Source organism: Robiginitalea sp. SC105 (assembly GCF_014243345.1).
Lineage (GTDB): Bacteria > Bacteroidota > Bacteroidia > Flavobacteriales > Flavobacteriaceae > Robiginitalea.
Window position 1 is genome coordinate 1,097,549 of sequence record NZ_JACLZF010000001.1, and the last position, 16,108, is coordinate 1,113,656.

14 protein-coding genes are annotated in these 16,108 nt (G+C 58.7%); 7 read left to right on the forward strand and 7 right to left on the reverse strand.

The genetic code is table 11. The features are described 5' to 3' along the window. Window positions 1–59 precede the first annotated feature (59 nt). Entirely contained in the window at window positions 60–2,465 is a 2,406-nt protein-coding gene (locus H7F20_RS04865; RefSeq protein WP_185784989.1) for a heavy metal translocating P-type ATPase metal-binding domain-containing protein, read from the reverse strand. 161 nt (window positions 2,466–2,626) lie between these two features. Here H7F20_RS04865 and H7F20_RS04870 point away from each other — a divergent pair, with 161 nt between their 5' ends. Beyond that, window positions 2,627–3,331, forward strand: a complete 705-nt coding sequence (locus H7F20_RS04870; RefSeq protein WP_185784990.1) for a Crp/Fnr family transcriptional regulator — start codon at window positions 2,627–2,629, stop codon at window positions 3,329–3,331. 13 nt (window positions 3,332–3,344) lie between these two features. Here the strand turns inward: H7F20_RS04870 and H7F20_RS04875 are convergent, their stop codons facing one another. Further along, complete coding sequence (locus tag H7F20_RS04875; RefSeq protein ID WP_185784991.1) at window positions 3,345–3,566, reverse strand: hypothetical protein; 222 nt, start codon at window positions 3,564–3,566, stop codon at window positions 3,345–3,347. Window positions 3,567–3,810: 244 nt separating this feature from the next. Here H7F20_RS04875 and H7F20_RS04880 point away from each other — a divergent pair, with 244 nt between their 5' ends. Next, window positions 3,811–5,115: an NAD(P)/FAD-dependent oxidoreductase gene (locus H7F20_RS04880; protein WP_185784992.1), complete on the forward strand. Its 1,305-nt coding sequence runs from the start codon at window positions 3,811–3,813 to the stop codon at window positions 5,113–5,115. A 430-nt stretch (window positions 5,116–5,545) separates the two neighbouring features. Continuing rightward, window positions 5,546–6,703: a homogentisate 1,2-dioxygenase gene (locus tag H7F20_RS04885; RefSeq protein ID WP_185784993.1), complete on the forward strand. Its 1,158-nt coding sequence runs from the start codon at window positions 5,546–5,548 to the stop codon at window positions 6,701–6,703. 10 nt (window positions 6,704–6,713) lie between these two features. On the opposite strand, the gene hutG is transcribed toward H7F20_RS04885, so the two are convergent. From hutG to hutH, 4 genes are all read right to left on the reverse strand, one after another. Further along, window positions 6,714–7,682 (reverse strand): formimidoylglutamase, encoded by a 969-nt coding sequence (gene hutG / locus H7F20_RS04890; protein ID WP_185784994.1) that lies wholly within the window; start codon window positions 7,680–7,682, stop codon window positions 6,714–6,716. Between the two features lie 35 nt (window positions 7,683–7,717). Further along, window positions 7,718–9,739 (reverse strand): urocanate hydratase, encoded by a 2,022-nt coding sequence (locus tag H7F20_RS04895; protein WP_185784995.1) that lies wholly within the window; start codon window positions 9,737–9,739, stop codon window positions 7,718–7,720. Further along, on the reverse strand, window positions 9,736–11,016 hold the full coding sequence (hutI, locus tag H7F20_RS04900; RefSeq protein ID WP_185784996.1) for an imidazolonepropionase: 1,281 nt from the start codon (window positions 11,014–11,016) through the stop codon (window positions 9,736–9,738). Before hutI ends, H7F20_RS04895 begins: the two co-directional genes overlap by 4 nt. 66 nt (window positions 11,017–11,082) lie before the next feature. Then, entirely contained in the window at window positions 11,083–12,663 is a 1,581-nt protein-coding gene (gene hutH, locus H7F20_RS04905) for a histidine ammonia-lyase (protein ID WP_185784997.1), read from the reverse strand. Between the two features lie 82 nt (window positions 12,664–12,745). Here hutH and H7F20_RS04910 point away from each other — a divergent pair, with 82 nt between their 5' ends. Then, a complete protein-coding gene (locus tag H7F20_RS04910) occupies window positions 12,746–13,645 on the forward strand; it encodes a LysR family transcriptional regulator (RefSeq protein ID WP_185784998.1) in 900 nt (299 codons plus the stop codon). Window positions 13,646–13,672: 27 nt separating this feature from the next. Beyond that, complete coding sequence (locus tag H7F20_RS04915) at window positions 13,673–14,230, forward strand: nitroreductase (RefSeq protein ID WP_185784999.1); 558 nt, start codon at window positions 13,673–13,675, stop codon at window positions 14,228–14,230. A 130-nt stretch (window positions 14,231–14,360) separates the two neighbouring features. Here the strand turns inward: H7F20_RS04915 and H7F20_RS04920 are convergent, their stop codons facing one another. Beyond that, window positions 14,361–14,876 carry a DUF456 domain-containing protein gene (locus H7F20_RS04920; RefSeq protein ID WP_185785000.1) on the reverse strand — a complete coding sequence of 172 codons (516 nt, stop codon included), beginning with the start codon at window positions 14,874–14,876 and terminating at the stop codon, window positions 14,361–14,363. Window positions 14,877–15,054: 178 nt separating this feature from the next. Here H7F20_RS04920 and H7F20_RS04925 point away from each other — a divergent pair, with 178 nt between their 5' ends. Together H7F20_RS04925 and ruvC are read left to right on the forward strand one after the other, a co-directional pair. After that, window positions 15,055–15,540, forward strand: coding sequence for a hypothetical protein (locus tag H7F20_RS04925; protein ID WP_185785001.1), 486 nt, complete (start codon window positions 15,055–15,057; stop codon window positions 15,538–15,540). After that, window positions 15,533–16,099: a crossover junction endodeoxyribonuclease RuvC gene (gene ruvC, locus H7F20_RS04930; RefSeq protein WP_185785002.1), complete on the forward strand. Its 567-nt coding sequence runs from the start codon at window positions 15,533–15,535 to the stop codon at window positions 16,097–16,099. The genes H7F20_RS04925 and ruvC overlap by 8 nt, the downstream gene beginning before the upstream one ends. Window positions 16,100–16,108: the final 9 nt, after the last annotated feature.

A 16,108-nucleotide genomic window follows, 5' to 3' on the forward strand; every position in this document is an offset into this window, starting at 1 on the left:
GAGTGTAAAACTACCCAGGGGTGTTTCCGGAAAAAATGATAAATGTCAGGGTTCGGAAATTATTCGGCCTTCCTGCCGATCCAGGTAGTCGCCAGGTAGGTAAAAATGACGATGGTAATGGAACTCAGTGGCATCAGGATAGCTGCGATGACCGGCTGGAGTTGCCCGGTGACGGCAAAATAAAGTCCCACCAGGTTGTAGAGGAGGGAGAGAGCAAAACTGATCCGGATGACTCCGAGGCCCTTCCTGCTGATCCGCAGGAACCAGTCCAGGCTTGCAAAACGGCGGCCGTCGAGGATCGCATCGCAGGCGGGGGTAAACAGATGGGAGTCTTCCGAGATGGCAATGCCCGCATCTGCCTGGGCCAGGGCCCCCGCATCGTTGAGCCCGTCGCCAACCATGATGACCCTGCGGCCCGCCTGTTGCATTTCCCGTACGAAATGCAGTTTTTCCCGGGGTTGCCGGTCAAAATAAAGTGGGGTCAGGGGCGGCAACAGATCTTCCAGCGCTTCTTTTTCGGAGGGGTTGTCCCCGGACAGCACGGCGATATCGTACTGGTTGCCCAGGCGCTCAAAAAGTCCCCGGGAGCCTTCCCGATAGGCATTCCTGATGGTGAAGTACCCCCGGTACCCCTTGCCGGAACGCACGTGCACTTCGGTACCCGACCCGGCAGGTGCCTCCTGGCTACCCGCAAAACTGCGGGAACCTGCGCGTATATATTCCCCGTTGGCCCTCCCCTCGATACCGCTTCCGAGGTGTTCTTCGTAATGGTCCAGGGGGACGATATCGTACGGGGCCAGGTTCTGGTAGAGGGCCTGGCTCAGGGGGTGTCCCGAAGCGCGGAGGATATTTTTCAGGGCTGCCGCCTCCTCCGTTTCCAGGGGGATCCCCGTGTAGGCAATCTGGTTTTTCCGGGCTGTGCTGATGGTACCGGTCTTGTCGAAGACCAGCGTGTCTGCCCGGGCCATGCGCTCGAGGGTGTTGGTATCTTTTACATAGAAACCGTTGCGCCCGAAGATCCGCAACAGGTTCCCGAGGGTAAAGGGGGCCGCCAGGGCTATCGCACAGGGGCAGGCGATGATCAGCACGGCGGTGAGCACATCCAGGGAGCGGGAGGGGTCGATAAATAGCCAGGCCCCTGCGGCGGTGGCCGCGATGGTCAGTACGGCGAGGGTAAACCGCTTCCCGATGCGGTCCGTCAGGTTGCGGAAGCTGCTTTTGGCCGATTTGGAAAAGGCGGAATCGCTCCACAGTTCCGTCAGGTAACTCTGGGAGACCACCTTGAGCACCCGGACTTCGATAGGCCCCTGCAACTGCCGGCCCCCGGCATAGATGGTTTCCCCTTCGGCCTTGCGCACCGGGCGTGCCTCCCCGGTGACAAAACTGTAATCGATTTCCCCTTTTCCCCTGATCAGCATGGCATCGGCGGGGATCAGGGCGTTATTGCGGATCAGCAACCGGTCGCCGGGTACCACTTCGTGGACCGGCACGTTTGCCTCTTCCCCATCCTCCCCGAGGCGGGTGACCGCTATGGGAAAATAGGATTTGTAGTCGCGCTCAAAAGAGAGATAAGAATAGGTCCGTTGCTGGAAAAAGCGGCCCAGCAACAGGAAGAAGACCAGTCCCGAAAGGCTGTCGAAAAAGCCGCTTCCCAGGTCCAGGGCCACCTCCACGGTGCTCCGGACAAATAGCACGGCAATCCCCAGGGCAATGGGCAGGTCGATATTCAGCACGCCGGAGCGGAGACCCCGGTACCCCGTGCGGATATAATCCCACCCGGAATAAAATACCACGGGTACGGAAAAGGCGAACATCAGCCAGCGGAACAACCCCTTGTTGGCAGAAAGCCAGGATTCCCCGCTGTCAAAATATTCGGGGAAGGACAGGAACATGATATTCCCAAATGCAAACCCGGCAATCCCAAGCTGGTAAATGAGCTTCCGGCTGGTTGCAGGCGATTCGCGATTGTACTGCTCCAGGGTTATGGAAGGTTCATAGCCGATGGATACCAGTAGTTCCACGAGTTCCCGCAGCCGGATTTTTTCGGGGTTGAAATGGATGTGTGCTCGTTTGCGGGGAAAATTTACCTGGCTGCTGATCACCCCGGGGTTCAGCCGGTTGAGGTTTTCCAGGATCCAGATACACGAGCTGCAATGGATTTGGGGAATCTGCAGGGTGACCACCTGGTGGGAGGCTTCCTGGAAATCCAGAAGGCGGGAGGCAATCTCCGGCTCGTCGAGGAAATCGTAGGCGTGGTCTGTATCGCGGGGGGAACGGCCCGGGTTCTCCCCGAGGTCGTAATAGGCGTCCAGCTGGTGGTCCCGGAAGATCTCGTAGACGGTTTGGCAGCCGCGGCAACAGAAATCCCGGCCATCAAAGTGAACCCTGTCGGCTTCGCAGGGTTCCCCGCAATGGTAGCAGCCCGGGGGCTGGATGTCCGGGGATGTGGTTTTCCGGGTAGTCATAATTCCAGTCAAATGCAAAGATGCATCAAACCCTGCCACTGCAAAGATGATATATGTCACCTTTCAGGGATGTCGTTTTTTCCCTACATTTATATATAATTAGTGATGGGATTTCAGAAGTGCCTGGGCACTTAAAGTCGTGATCCCTTAAAATCCGGAACATGGAGGAAGAATTCAGTAAATCCCGATGTGAAAACTGCATCGTCCGCAAGTTCAACGCCCTCCGGGCGATGAGCAAGGAGGAATTGAAGGCGGTTGCAGATTCCAAGGTGTCCCGGAAAGTCAAAAAAGGCGAGATCATCTTTGACGAGGGGGAACGGCTGGCAGGCGTTTACTGCGTGCGGGACGGGGTTTCCAAACTCTCCAAGCTCAGCGAAAACGGGAAGGACCAGATCGTGAAACTCGCCAGCAAGGGCGAAGTGCTCGGACAGCGTTCGGTGGTTGCGGAAGAATCTGCCAACCTGAGCGCTACCGCCATCAGCGATATGGAGATCTGCTTTATCCCTAGGGAGGCCATCAGCGATTCCCTGCATAAGAACCCGGACTTCACCTACGAGGTGCTCCGCCATATGGCACAAGACCTCCGCGAGGCCGATGAGGTCATCGTAAACATGTCCCAGAAGACCGTCAAACAAAGGATTGCCCAGGCCCTGCTCTACCTGAAGGAAAATTTCGGGGAAGATTCGGACGGGTACCTGCTGCTGGTACTTTCACGGGAAGATATTGCCAGTGTGGTCGGGACGGCAACGGAATCCTGTATCCGCATGCTGTCCGAACTCAAAAAGGAGGGGTTGATCAAAACCTCCGGCAAGCGGCTTGCGATCACCGAGGCCCGCAAACTGAAGGAACTCGCGGACGGATTCTGATAGCCGGTAGTGGTTACTCCCGCGAAATCGGGAAATCTTCATAGAAGTCGTCAAACGTCTTGTCGGACGTATACGGATCCCTGAGGACCCGGTATACCATCACCCCTACGAGCAATTGCCCGAGGACCGTGATATAAAACACCCAGTTAAAGGCGAGGTCCATCAGGACCGTAAGGGTCAGTATCAACAGGAGGAATGTAGTCAGGGCTACCCAGCCCATGGCAGTCATTTTCATAGCAAACGTTTCTCCCTTATCGGGTTTTGAACGTAACCGTAAATTAACCAATCCTAGGGGGAAATCCTGTTAAAGGCTTGCCAAACAAGTCGCACCAACCGGCTATACCGGCAGGCGCTTTGCATCATCGGAAAGAGCGTTTTGTCCGATTGAAGAATCCGCTTCGTGCAATCGGTGAAGAAAGGCCATCGGCAGCACGCCCAGCCGCGATCCGGAATCCGTACCTTTAAAAAAAAGCATTTCCATGAATATCCCAGAAAGTGATCTTCCGCGAATCGCAGTGGTCGGAGGCGGTTTTGCCGGGATTTCCCTGGCTAAGCGGCTGCGGGGGCTGCCCGTGCAGCTGGTGCTGGTAGACCGGCAAAACTACCACAATTTCCAGCCCCTCCTTTACCAGGTCTCGACCGGTGGCCTGGAGCCTGACAGCATCGCCTATCCCATCCGTAAAATACTCAAGCGCCTGGACAATTTTTATTTCAGGTGGGCCGAGGTGGAATCCGTGGACCCGGACCGGCGCATTTTGCATACGGATAAAGGGGATTTGGGGTACGATTACCTGGTGCTGGCCACGGGGACGCGGACCAATTATTTCGGGAACAAGCAGATGGAGAAATTTGCCCGCCCGATGAAAACCATCCCGCAGGCACTCGACATCCGCAGCCTGGCACTGCAAAACCTGGAACAGGCAGACTATACAGAGAGCGATTCTCAGCGACGGGCCCTCATGAATTTCTGCATCATCGGGGCAGGGCCCACCGGGGTGGAACTGGCGGGTGCCTTTGCCGAACTCAAACGGCATGTGTTCCCCCGGGATTACAAGCACCTGGACGTGGCGGAGATGGAAATCCACCTATTTGAAGGGGCAGGGCAGGTATTGCCGCCCATGAGCGATACCGCCTCCCGGAAAGGCAGGGAATTCCTGGAGGGACTCGGGGTACAGATCCACCTGGATACCCTGGTGGATTCCTATGACGGGGAACTGCTGACCACCAAAGACGGGAAGGAGTTCCGGACGGCCAACTGCATCTGGACCGCCGGGGTCACCGGTGCCCTGGTCCCCGGTTTTCCCGAAGGATCCGTCGATGGGCGCACAGGCCGCCTGAAGGTCGATAACCTGAACCGGGTCAGGGGTTATGAAACCGTATTTGCCGTTGGAGATATCGCCCTCATGCAGACCGCCAATTATCCGGGGGGGCATCCGCAAATGGCGCAGCCGGCCATGCAGCAGGGCGCCCACCTGGCAAAAAACCTCAAATTCCTACTGGAGGGCAAGCCGATGCGGCCCTTCACCTACAAGGACAAGGGGAGCATGGCAACCATCGGGAGGAACAAGGCGGTGGTGGACCTTCCCAAATTCCAGTTCGGCGGTTTTGCCGCCTGGTTTATCTGGATGTTCATCCACCTGATGTCCCTGGTGGGGTTCCGGAACAAAGTCGTTGTCTTCTTTAACTGGGTGTACAACTATATCAATTACGACAAGGCGGCCCGCCTGATTGTCCGTCCTTTCAGGAGGAAGGCCGAAAAGGATGCGGCCATGGCGGATAAATAAAAAAGCTTTGCTATCTTTGCAGGGTTGTGTTGTATTCCCGGAAGGGAATGCAGGTCGGCGGCAGTAACTGCCGCGTCCAAATGAAAGGCTTTCCGATGAGGGAGGCTTTTTTTTTTGGAATCTAAAGAGTTCCGACACCGACACCGCCACTGGATCTGGGAGTATTACGAATCCCTTTATCTCATCACTTTGTATCCCGGATACCGCGTTTCAGGACTCCCGCGTTTCAGGAATCCTTGCGTTCCTCCGGGTTGTACGTTGATTTGTTATCGGTTGATTTCTCGCTCATGTTACGTTTTCCCAACAAGATACCAGGCTGTCCGGATTGCCCGTGTCCCAGTGCCATCGATCCGTGCTGCATTCCGCTTATGCCATTTCAGTTTGGTCTTGAATTGTCGTATTTTTAGGGAAGAATAAAAGCGCGCAAATCATGCCACTATACCACAAACTGGGTAAAATCCCGCACAAGCGGCATACCACCTTCCGCAAAGCAGACGGCAGCCTGCATTACGAGCAGCTGTTCGGCACCATCGGTTTTGACGGGATGTCTTCCCTGCTCTACCACCTGCACAGGCCCACCCAGGTAAAAAAAATAGACAAGACACTGGACGTCGCCCCCCGGGCTGCGGTTTCCCACCACATCCAGTCGCGCCTGCTCAAGGGGCTGGAACTGCCCCCCCAGGACGATTGGCTGGACAGCCGGAGGGTGGTGTTGTTCAACCAGGATGTGCACATCGGGCTGGCAGCCCCCCGCAAATCCCAGACCGGCTACTTCTACAAGAATGCCGATGCGGATGAACTGTTGTTTGTCCACGAGGGTTCCGGGGTACTCAAAACCTTCCTGGGAGAGATCCCCTTTGAATATGGGGACTACCTGCTGATCCCCCGCGGGATGATCTACCAGATCCATTTTGACGGGGCCGACAACCGGCTGCTGACCGTGGAATCCTACCACCCGATCTACACGCCCAAGCGCTACCGGAACTGGTTTGGCCAGCACCTGGAGCATTCGCCCTTCTGCGAACGGGACTTTAAGCTGCCCCGGAACCTGCAGACGTATGATGAGAAAGGGGAATTCCTGATCAAGATCAAAAAACAGGGGCAATTGCACCACCTGGTCTATGCCACCCACCCCTTTGACGTGGTTGGCTGGGACGGGTACAATTTCCCGTATGGCTTCTCCATCCACGACTTTGAGCCCATCACCGGCCGGGTGCACCAACCGCCGCCCGTCCACCAGACGTTTGAGACAGGGGCCTTTGTGGTGTGCTCTTTTGTACCCCGCCTCTACGACTACCACCCGGAGTCCATCCCGGCCCCCTACAACCATTCCAACATCGATTCGGATGAGGTGCTCTACTACGTGGACGGCGACTTTATGAGCCGGAAGGGGATTGACAGGGGCTACATATCCCTGCACCCTGCAGGCATCCCCCACGGTCCGCACCCGGGCACCTACGAGGCGAGCATCGGCAAGGAAAAAACAGAGGAACTGGCCGTGATGGTGGATACCTTCAAGCCGCTGCAACTTACCCAGGCCGCGCTGGACCTGGATAACGGGACCTACTACCGCTCCTGGCTGGAATAGGCCGGAAGGCCTAAAACAAACCGGGGTAGTGCAGGACCCTGTGGACAAGGCTACCCGCCAGGGCCGCCGTTTGACCGTCCGTGTCAAAGGCCGGGTTCAGCTCCGCAAGATCCATGCTTACCAGTTTCCCGCATCCCAGGACTGCGTCCAGCAGCGGCATCATTTCCCAGGGGCTGTAACCCATGGGGGAGGCAGCGCTGACCCCCGGGGCATAGGCTGAGGAAAACCCGTCCAGGTCAATGGTCAGGTAAACCGCATCCACGCGTTTGAGAAACGTTTTCAGCTTTTTCAGAGAGGCCTGCAAGGCGCTGCCAAGCAATTCTTCCCGGGCTACGGTAAGGACGGAAAGTTCTTTTGCACGGTCCCAGAGTACCTGGGGGTTGGCGTCCCGACGCACCCCGATGCAGGCGTAGTGGAAGCCGAACCCTTCCTGTTCACAGGTACGGGCAATCTGGAAAAACGGGCTGCCTGAATGGGGCGCATCGCCGGGGGAGCGCAGGTCAAAGTGGGCATCGAAGTTGACAATCCCCAATTTCCTGCCCGTCGGCAGGTAGGTGCGCACCCCCTTGTAGTGGGCAAAGGCGATATCGTGACCGCCCCCGATGCCAATCGGGAAATAGCCCGATCGCAGCAATTGCGCAATGCCTTCCGAGAAAGCCTGCTGGGCAGATTCCAGCCGGTCCGTATCCAGCCGGATATCGCCTGCATCGGCCAGGCCGTCCGGAGCCTCCTGCAACCAGGGCAATTTGCCCAGTCCCCTGCGAAACGCCCGGGGGCCTTCTGCAGCCCCCGGCCTGCCGAGGTTGCGCCTTACCCCTTCATCACAGGCATACCCGAAGAGTGCCGGGACCTTCCCGGTTGGCGGGGTAGACTCCGAACGCAGGTCGACGGTGCGGATATTTTCATGCAGGTAGGCCCGGTTTGCGGATTCACGGCCTGTAAAAAGGGACGGTTCCGCCGGGTGATATAAGTCTTTCATGACATAGTTTCTTCGTCCATACGGTAATTCGTTCTTCAGAAAAGGTCGTCTAAAATTGCGTCATCCACAAGCCCCGGCAGGCGGACGGAGAAGTCCGGCCTGCGGTCCAGTTCCCGCTGCAGGGCCTCCATGGCCTCCGGGTTCCGGGCCCAGCTGCGGCGGGCGATGCCATTGTTGACGTCGAAGAACAACATGCTTTCCAGGCGCCGTTGCGCCCGGGGTGTCCCGTCCAGTACCATCCCGAAACCGCCATTGATTACCTCGCCCCAACCGACGCCCCCACCATTGTGGATGGAAACCCAGCTTGCCCCCCGGAAGGAATCCCCGATCACATTGTGGATGGCCATATCTGCCGTAAAGCGGCTGCCGTCGTAGATGTTGCTGGTTTCCCGGAACGGGCTGTCCGTGCCACTGACATCGTGGTGGTCGCGCCCCAGCACAACAGGCCCTTTCAGGCTTCCGTCCCGGATGGCCCGGTTGAATGCCGAGGCAATGGCAATCCGGCCTGCGGCATCCGCATAGAGGATGCGCGCCTGGGAGCCGACCACCAGTCCATTGGCCTCCGCCTGGGAGATCCAGCGGATATTGTCCCGCAACTGCCCCCGGATGGACTCCGGGGCGTTTTGCAATTGTTCCTGCATTACCTCCCCGGCAATGCGGTCGGTTCGCCGCAGGTCTTCCGGGTCCCCGGAGGCGCATACCCACCGGAAGGGGCCGAAACCGTAATCGAAACAAAGGGGCCCGAGGATATCCTGCACGTAGGAGGGATACCGGAATTCCGCCCCATCCTCCCCGAGGATGTCCGCCCCGGCCCGGGAGGCCTCCAGCAGGAACGCATTTCCGTAATCGAAGAAATAGGTGCCGCGCTCCGTATGCCGGTTGATGGCTGCCACATGCCGCCGCAGGGATTCCTGAACGGCTTGCCGGAAGCGATCCGGTTCCGCAGACATCATTTGGTTTGCGTCCTCAAAGGACAGCCCGGCCGGGTAGTACCCACCCGCCCATGGGTTGTGCAGGGACGTCTGGTCACTGCCCAGGGTTACCGGTACACTTTCGTCCGCAAACCGTTCCCATACCTCCACCACATTGCCCAGGTAGGCCAGGGACACTACTTCCCGTGCGGCTATGGCGGCCCGGGTCCGGACTACGAGCCCATCCAGGTCCTCGTGCAGTTCATCCACCCAGCCCTGCTCGTACCGCTTCCGGGCGGCTGCGGGGTTGACTTCCGCGCAGACGGTGATGCAGCCCGCAATGTTCCCCGCCTTGGGCTGGGCGCCGCTCATGCCACCGAGGCCGGCGGTTAGGAAGACCTTCCCCCCGAACTCGGAGGCCCCGGGAAGGACACGTCGGAAGGCATTGAGGACCGTAATGGTAGTGCCGTGGACAATGCCCTGCGGCCCGATATACATGTAGGAGCCCGCCGTCATCTGCCCGTACTGGGTCACCCCCAGGGCATTGAACCGCTCCCAGTCGTCCGGCCCGGAATAATTCGGGATCATCATCCCGTTGGTAACCACCACCCGCGGGGCTTCCGGGGACGACGGGAAAAGCCCCATCGGGTGGCCCGAGTACATGTGCAGGGTCTGGTTTTCGGTCATTTCCGAGAGGTACTGCATGGTGAGCAGGTACTGCGCCCAGTTCTGGAAAACGGCCCCGTTCCCCCCATAGGTAATGAGCTCTTCCGGGTGCTGGGCCACCTCCGGGTCCAGGTTGTTCTGGATCATCAGCATGATGGCTGCCCCTTCCGTCGTTTTTGCCGGGTATGCGTCGATGGGCCGCGCATGCATAGGGTAGTCCGGGCGGAACCGGTACATATAGATCCGGCCATAGTCTTTCAGTTCCCTGGCAAATTCCGGGGCCAGAGTTGCATGCCAGTCCCGGGGGAAATACCGGAGCGCATTGCGCACGGCAAGTTTTTTTTCTTCTACAGACAGGATGTCTTTTCGGACCGGGGCATGGGAGCTTTGCGGCCCGCGTTCGCGTGGGGGAGGCAATTTCCCCGGAATCCCCCTAAGGAGCGTCTGCTGGAATTCGGAAAGGGTCCTGGTGGTATTCATTGGGTTGCGGTGTTATCCGGGAGGCGCCGGCCTTTTTTCCATACGGAGGAGGGCCGGAGCCTGCCCTGGTGGTAAAGGATTTCGTTGTAGTGGTCCGTATCGAACAGGACAAAATCTGCCAGCATGCCCGGGGCGAGGATACCCCGGTCGTCCAGGCCCAGGGCAATGGCAGCCCGGAAGGTGATGCCGGCAAAGACCTCGGCGTGGGTCACTTTTTCGGCCGCCCCCAGGATGGCTGCCTGGGTGAGCAGGTCGCCCATCGGGGCCGATCCGGGGTTGTAATCGCTTGCGATGGCCAGGCAGGCCCCTGCGTCCAGCAGCGCCCGGGCCGGGGTATACCCGCAACCCAGCCCGAGGGTGGCACCGGGCAGGGCAGTGGCCACGACCCGGCTTTTGGCCAGGGCAGCTATTTCTGCGGGGCCGCTGGCTTCCAGGTGGTCGGCACTCCGGGCCCCGACGCGGATGGCCAGTTCGCTTCCCCCGGTGGTAAACTGGTCGGCGTGGAGGGTAATCTCGAACCCGAGCTTTTGGGCAAATTCCAGGTAGGGAAGGATTTGTGAAGGGGAAAAGGCGCCTTTTTCCACGAAGGCATCCACCCGGCGGGCGAGGCCCTCTTTGAGGACCACCGGAAGCAATCCCGCTTGCAGTTCCTCCAGGTACGCTTCGGGGGAACCTTCCATATCCCGGGGCATGGAATGGGCAGCCAGGCAGGTGGGGACCAGGTCCTGTGCGACGCGCGGGGCGGCATCCGCGATGGCCCGGAGCATTTTCAGTTCCTCTGCAATGGACAGGCCGTACCCGCTTTTGACCTCCAGGGTGGTGATCCCGTCCGCGGCAAACTGCCTGCAACGCATTTCCAGCAGGGATCCCAGTTCTTCACGTGAGGCCTTGCGTGTCTGGGTCACGGAATCCCAGATGCCGCCTCCGGACTCGGCAATTTCCAGGTAGGTCCGGCCGCTGTTCCGCAGGGCGTAATCGCGTGCCCGGCTGCCGGCGAAGCAACTGTGGGTATGTGCATCGATAAACCCCGGCAGGCCTACGTGCTCCCCGGAGAGGTGGGTTACAGCCGTCCCGGAGCGCCGGGCATCCCGTTCCAGCTTGTCAAATGGGCCTATTTCCCGAATCCGCTCCCCCTCCATAAGGATCCCTGTATTTTCCAGGACCGGGAGGGCGCTGTCGGGGAGGGCGCCTTTTGCGGGCAGGCCGCTCATCGGCAGCAGTTGGGTGATGGGGCCGATAAGGTGGGGGAGAGTCGCTTCTGTTGGAGAGGATTTCATCGGGTTACAAGTTTCATGTGGTGACAGGTTTTACCGGGTGACAGGTTTCGTCACAAAAGGTTGCCATCAAAAGGTTTCAAAAAGGGGGTCGAATTCGGTTTTAAGGCCCAGGGCCTTTTTACGGGAAACGGTTTCGAGTAGGCGGATGAGCGCCCCGGAGCGGATCAGGTCCAGGCCGGCTTCGATATCCGTGGCAAAGACCCGGTCGGCTTCGGCAAAGGAGACCCGGGTGCGTACCAGTTCGTGCGCTTTTTCCAGGAACCAGCCGGATTTCAGTGGCTTGCGGTACTCAAAGGCCTGGGCGGCCGTCAGCAATTCCACGGCCTGTATCTTTTCGACATTTTCCAGTACCTGCAGGGCTTTCCGGCCGCTGATGGACCCCATGCTCACATGGTCTTCCTGCCCCATGGAGGTGGGGATGCTGTCTGCACTGGCCGGGTAACACAGGCTTTTGTTTTCACTGGCAAGGGCCGCGGAGGTATATTGGAGCATCATGTAGCCGGAATTCAGTCCGGTATCCTTCATCAGCAGCTTGGGCAGGTCCGTTTGGTTGCCCTCCAGGGCCAGGTAAATCCGGCGGTCGGCAATATTGCCGATTTCAGAAGCCGCCAGGCAGGCGTAGTCCAGGGCCATGGCCAGGGGCTGGCCGTGGAAATTCCCCCCGCTGATGGAGAGTTCCTCGTCGATGACCACCGGGTTGTCAGTAACCGAATTCAGCTCGGTTTCCACCAGCTCCTTCAGGTGCAGCCAGGCATTCCGGGAAGCCCCGTGGACCTGGGGGATGCACCGCAGGGAATACGGGTCCTGTACCCGTTCGCAATCGATATGGTCTTCCAGGATCTCCGAGCCCTTGAGGAGGTTGCGCACCCGGTGGGCCACGTGCCGGGTCCCGGAATAGGGACGCAAGTCGTGGAGCCGCTCATGGAAGGGCATCAGGGAGCCCTGCAGGCCTTCCAGCATCATGGCGCCTATGATGTCGGCCTGGGAAAGGCAGCGCTGCATTTTTTCGACGGCGCAAACCGCGTGTGCCGCGATAAACTGGGTGCCGTTGATCAGGGCCAGCCCCTCCTTGGGACCGAGTTCCAGGGGTTCCAGGCCATATTCCCTGAGCACTTCTGCCGCCGGCATTTCAACCCCGTCCCGGGTAACCTGCCCGAGGCCGATAAGCGGGAGGAAGAGGTGGGCCAGGGGGGCCAGGTCGCCGGATGCCCCGACGGATCCCTGGGAGGGGACCACCGGGGTGATTCTTTCATCGATATGCCAGAGGATGCGCTTGAGAGTATTTTCGCTTATCCCGGAATGCCCCATGGAAAGGGCGTGCAGTTTCAGGACCAGCATGAGCCGGGCAATCTCATCGGCCACGGGGATACCCACCCCCACGCTGTGGCTTTTCAGGATGTTGACCTGCAACAGGCTCGTCTGCCCAGGGGAGATACGCGTCGTGCACAGGGGACCGAACCCGGTATTAATTCCGTAGACCGGCTCTCCTTTTGCGACGATCCGGGCGACGGCATCCCGGTTGGCCCGGACCCGCTCCATTACCTTCGGGGTCAATTCCCCGGTAGTGGCGCCCCGGGCCAGGGCGAGTGCCTTCCCGGCTGTCAACCGGTCGGAGCCAAAGGCAAAAGTGGACTTTGATTGCGACATAGGATTGGAATAGGTTGGGAAAAATAAAAATACGGATTATGTTTGATAATTATTGATGCAATTATTGCAATAATTGATAATCATGAGTAATCAAATTGAATTGCGCCATCTCCGCTATTTTATGGCGGTATCCGAACACCTGAATTTTCATCGGGCTGCCGACCAGCTCGACATTACCCAACCCGGTCTGAGCCGACAGATCCAGCAGCTGGAATTCCACCTGGGGACGGAATTGCTGGTGCGCAACCGGCGGGAAGTCCGGCTGACACCGGCCGGGGCATACCTCAGGGAGCAACTGATCCCCCAACTCAACCGCCTGGAGAATATCTACCGACAGACCCGGCGAATTGCCGCAGGCCAGTCGGGGGAGATCCGGATCGGCTTTCTTGGCTCTGCCATGCAGGATGTCATCCCACGCCTGCTGCTGGACCTGCGCAAACAGTTCCCCGAAATCCGGACCAGCCTGGAGGAACTGTCCAACCAGGCACAGGTCAGGGCGCTGCTGGAGGAACGGCTGGACCTTGGTTTTGTCCGCCTTTCGGACCTGCCTCCGGAGCTGGAGGGTTGTGCGGTCATGCGGGAAACCTTCTCCATGGTCGTCCCGAGCGACCATCCCATGAAAGGCCCGGCGATAGCCTCGGCCCGGGAATTTTCGGAGGAGCCTTTTATCCTTTTCACCCCTGAATACAGCCCGGACTATTACCGGACGGTGCTCAGTATCTGTGAGGATGCCGGGTTCCACCCCAGGGTTTCCCATAAATCGGTACATGCGCACACCATTTTCAAACTGGTGGCTGCGGGCCTCGGGGTCGCCATTGTGCCCACCTCCCTCCAGCACGGGTTCCGCCTGAAAGTCCGGTTCCTGGAACTCAGCGAAATCCGGCAGCGGGCGGTTCTTACGGCTGTGTGGAACCGGTCGCACCACAGCAAAGCCCTGGAGCACTGCATTGAACGGTTAAAGGTTCAGTCCCCAGGCGCCTAAGTAGTATTTTTGTAAAAATTCCTGTTTATGATCGAAGAGCTTATCCGTCGCCGCCGTTCCGTTTTCCCGGACCAATACAATGACCAACCTGTGGACCGGGCCACCCTGTTCCGGATCCTTGAAGCAGCCAACTGGGCCCCGACCCATAAGCGGACCGAACCCTGGCGGTTCAAGGTAATTGCCGGGGAGAAGCGCGAACAACTGGGGGCCTTCCTCCGGGATACCTACCTGGAGAAGGACCCGGCCCCGAAACAGTTTAAAGCCAAGAAACTCTACAACAACCCGCAAAAAGCCGCTGCCGTAATCGCCATCTGCCTGCAGCGCGACCCGGAGGAGCGGGTCCCGGAATGGGAAGAAGTGGCCTCCGTGGCCATGGCCGTGCAGAATATGTGGCTTGTATGCACCGAGTTGGGTATCGGTTCCTACTGGAGTTCGCCGGGCCTGATCCGGTATATGGACGGATTCTTTGACCTGGCTGCCGGGGAGCGGTGCCTCGGGTTTTTCTATCTGGGGTATTTCGATGCGGAGCACGCACCGCCCGAGGGGACCCGGGAACCGCTTTCCGAAAAGGTGGTCTGGATGTAGTGCGCTACGGAAACGTGCATCCTGAAAGAGCCAGCCCGCCTGGAAAGGCGAAATCCTTGAAAAGCCCCTTTGTAGTAAGTCGATGTCCCCTGGAAGGCCGGCATGGGTACTTGCCCGGAGGTAAGATGAATTAATTAAACCAGGGAAAGAGTTCCGCCCGGTGCTCCCAGGTGCTGGACAGGAACAGGCCCAAATAGACCATACTTACCACAAATTTCAGGAAGGTGCCGGTCAAAAAGCCGACAAAGGAACCGAAGGCTGCCTTCATGGCCGTCCGGCTGTTGGATTTGTTGATGAGCTCCCCGACCACCGCCCCGATAAAGGGCCAGATCACAATGCCGGCAACCCCCAGGACCGGGAACACAATGGCCACCAGCAGGCCGATTGTCGTGCCGACCATCCCGGACCGGCTCCCTCCAAACCTACGGGTCCCCACCACCGGGATCCAGTAATCCAGGGCAGCTACCACCAGGGCCACTACTGCAGTTATCCCGATAAACCACCAGTTGTTCGGCACGCCCGATGTCAGCGTGAGCAGGAGCAACCCGAGCCAGCTGATCGGGGGCCCCGGGAGAACCGGCAGGAAACTGCCCAGTACCCCCAGGATCATGCAAAGGAATCCGAGAAATAGCAAAAACAGGTCCATCAATGAAATAGGTTACTCGTTTGACTGTAAATATAAGGAGCCGCAAGGGATATCGCGGGAAGGATAGGTCGCGGTTTGGCAGGGGATGTTACAAGCGGGCAAAACATTCGGGGCTCCTGCCCGGCAGTAACCCCAATCCTCAAAAAAATCGTAATTTCCCGCCGGGTAAAATCTCGGCATGAATTATCGCCTTTTTTGCGTTTTCCTGATGGCTGGCAGCCTCTGCGCCTGCGACCTGTTCGAGTCGCGGCAGGCGCGTACCCAGAAGCTGGTGGATGCCGAGATGCGCACCATCAATTTCAACGAGGTGGACCAGTTCCCGCTTTTTGACGACTGCGACGAAACAGAAGACAAAAGGGAACAGCGCACCTGTTTTGAACAGACCCTGCTGCTCCACCTGTCGATGACCCTGCAGGATTTTGAATTCCGCTCTGCGGAATCCCTGAGGGATACGCTCCATATCGACTTCCGGGTGGATGCCAATGGGGTGATCAGCATCACCTCCGTGGAACAGCACCCGGGGCTTACAGACGAAAACCCGGAATTTGAACGAATTGTCACCGGGAGCCTGCGGAGCCTGCCCCGGCTGCAGCCCGCCCTGAAACGCGGGATCCCCGTGGCCACCCAGTTCCGCCTCCCCCTAGTCCTGCAAACCAATGACTAAGGCCGCCGCATCCGAGACCATCATCCTGGGGATAGACCCCGGGACTACCATCATGGGCTTCGGGATCATTCGGGTTCAGGGCAACCAGATGGAATTCATCCAGATGAATGAGCTTATCCTGCGCAAATACGACGATCCTTTTACTAAGCTCAAGCTGATTTTCGACCGCACCCTGGAGCTGATCGATACCTACCACCCGGACGAGATCGCCATTGAGGCGCCCTTCTACGGCAAGAACGTCCAGTCCATGCTGAAGCTCGGGAGGGCACAGGGGGTGGCCATGGCCGCGGGATTGTCACGGCAGGTCCCCATCACTGAATATCTGCCCAAGAAAATCAAAATGGCCATCACCGGGAACGGGAATGCGAGCAAGGAGCAGGTGGCCCGGATGCTGCAATCGGTACTCGGCCTCAAATCCCTGCCGAAAAACCTGGACAGCACGGACGGGCTGGCTGCCGCCGTCTGCCATTTCTACAACCAGGGCAAACCGGTAGGGGGGAAGCCCTACACGGGCTGGGAAGCATTTATTAAACAGAATTCCGACCGCACCTCGGGATAAAGCTGAAAA

What these genes read in the sequence shown, in the direction of transcription:
- H7F20_RS04895 (WP_185784995.1), bottom strand. Translation starts at nt 9,739, where the DNA reads ATGAATACCACCAGGACCCTTTCCGAATTCCAGCAGACGCTCCTTAGG.
- H7F20_RS04920 (WP_185785000.1), bottom strand. Translation starts at nt 14,876, where the DNA reads ATGGACCTGTTTTTGCTATTTCTCGGATTCCTTTGCATGATCCTGGGG.
- ruvC (WP_185785002.1), top strand. Translation starts at nt 15,533, where the DNA reads ATGACTAAGGCCGCCGCATCCGAGACCATCATCCTGGGGATAGACCCC.
- H7F20_RS04880 (WP_185784992.1), top strand. Translation starts at nt 3,811, where the DNA reads ATGAATATCCCAGAAAGTGATCTTCCGCGAATCGCAGTGGTCGGAGGC.
- H7F20_RS04925 (WP_185785001.1), top strand. Translation starts at nt 15,055, where the DNA reads ATGAATTATCGCCTTTTTTGCGTTTTCCTGATGGCTGGCAGCCTCTGC.
- H7F20_RS04885 (WP_185784993.1), top strand. Translation starts at nt 5,546, where the DNA reads ATGCCACTATACCACAAACTGGGTAAAATCCCGCACAAGCGGCATACC.
- H7F20_RS04910 (WP_185784998.1), top strand. Translation starts at nt 12,746, where the DNA reads ATGAGTAATCAAATTGAATTGCGCCATCTCCGCTATTTTATGGCGGTA.
- H7F20_RS04870 (WP_185784990.1), top strand. Translation starts at nt 2,627, where the DNA reads ATGGAGGAAGAATTCAGTAAATCCCGATGTGAAAACTGCATCGTCCGC.
- H7F20_RS04915 (WP_185784999.1), top strand. Translation starts at nt 13,673, where the DNA reads ATGATCGAAGAGCTTATCCGTCGCCGCCGTTCCGTTTTCCCGGACCAA.
- hutG (WP_185784994.1), bottom strand. Translation starts at nt 7,682, where the DNA reads ATGAAAGACTTATATCACCCGGCGGAACCGTCCCTTTTTACAGGCCGT.
- H7F20_RS04875 (WP_185784991.1), bottom strand. Translation starts at nt 3,566, where the DNA reads ATGAAAATGACTGCCATGGGCTGGGTAGCCCTGACTACATTCCTCCTG.
- H7F20_RS04865 (WP_185784989.1), bottom strand. Translation starts at nt 2,465, where the DNA reads ATGACTACCCGGAAAACCACATCCCCGGACATCCAGCCCCCGGGCTGC.
- hutI (WP_185784996.1), bottom strand. Translation starts at nt 11,016, where the DNA reads ATGAAATCCTCTCCAACAGAAGCGACTCTCCCCCACCTTATCGGCCCC.
- hutH (WP_185784997.1), bottom strand. Translation starts at nt 12,663, where the DNA reads ATGTCGCAATCAAAGTCCACTTTTGCCTTTGGCTCCGACCGGTTGACA.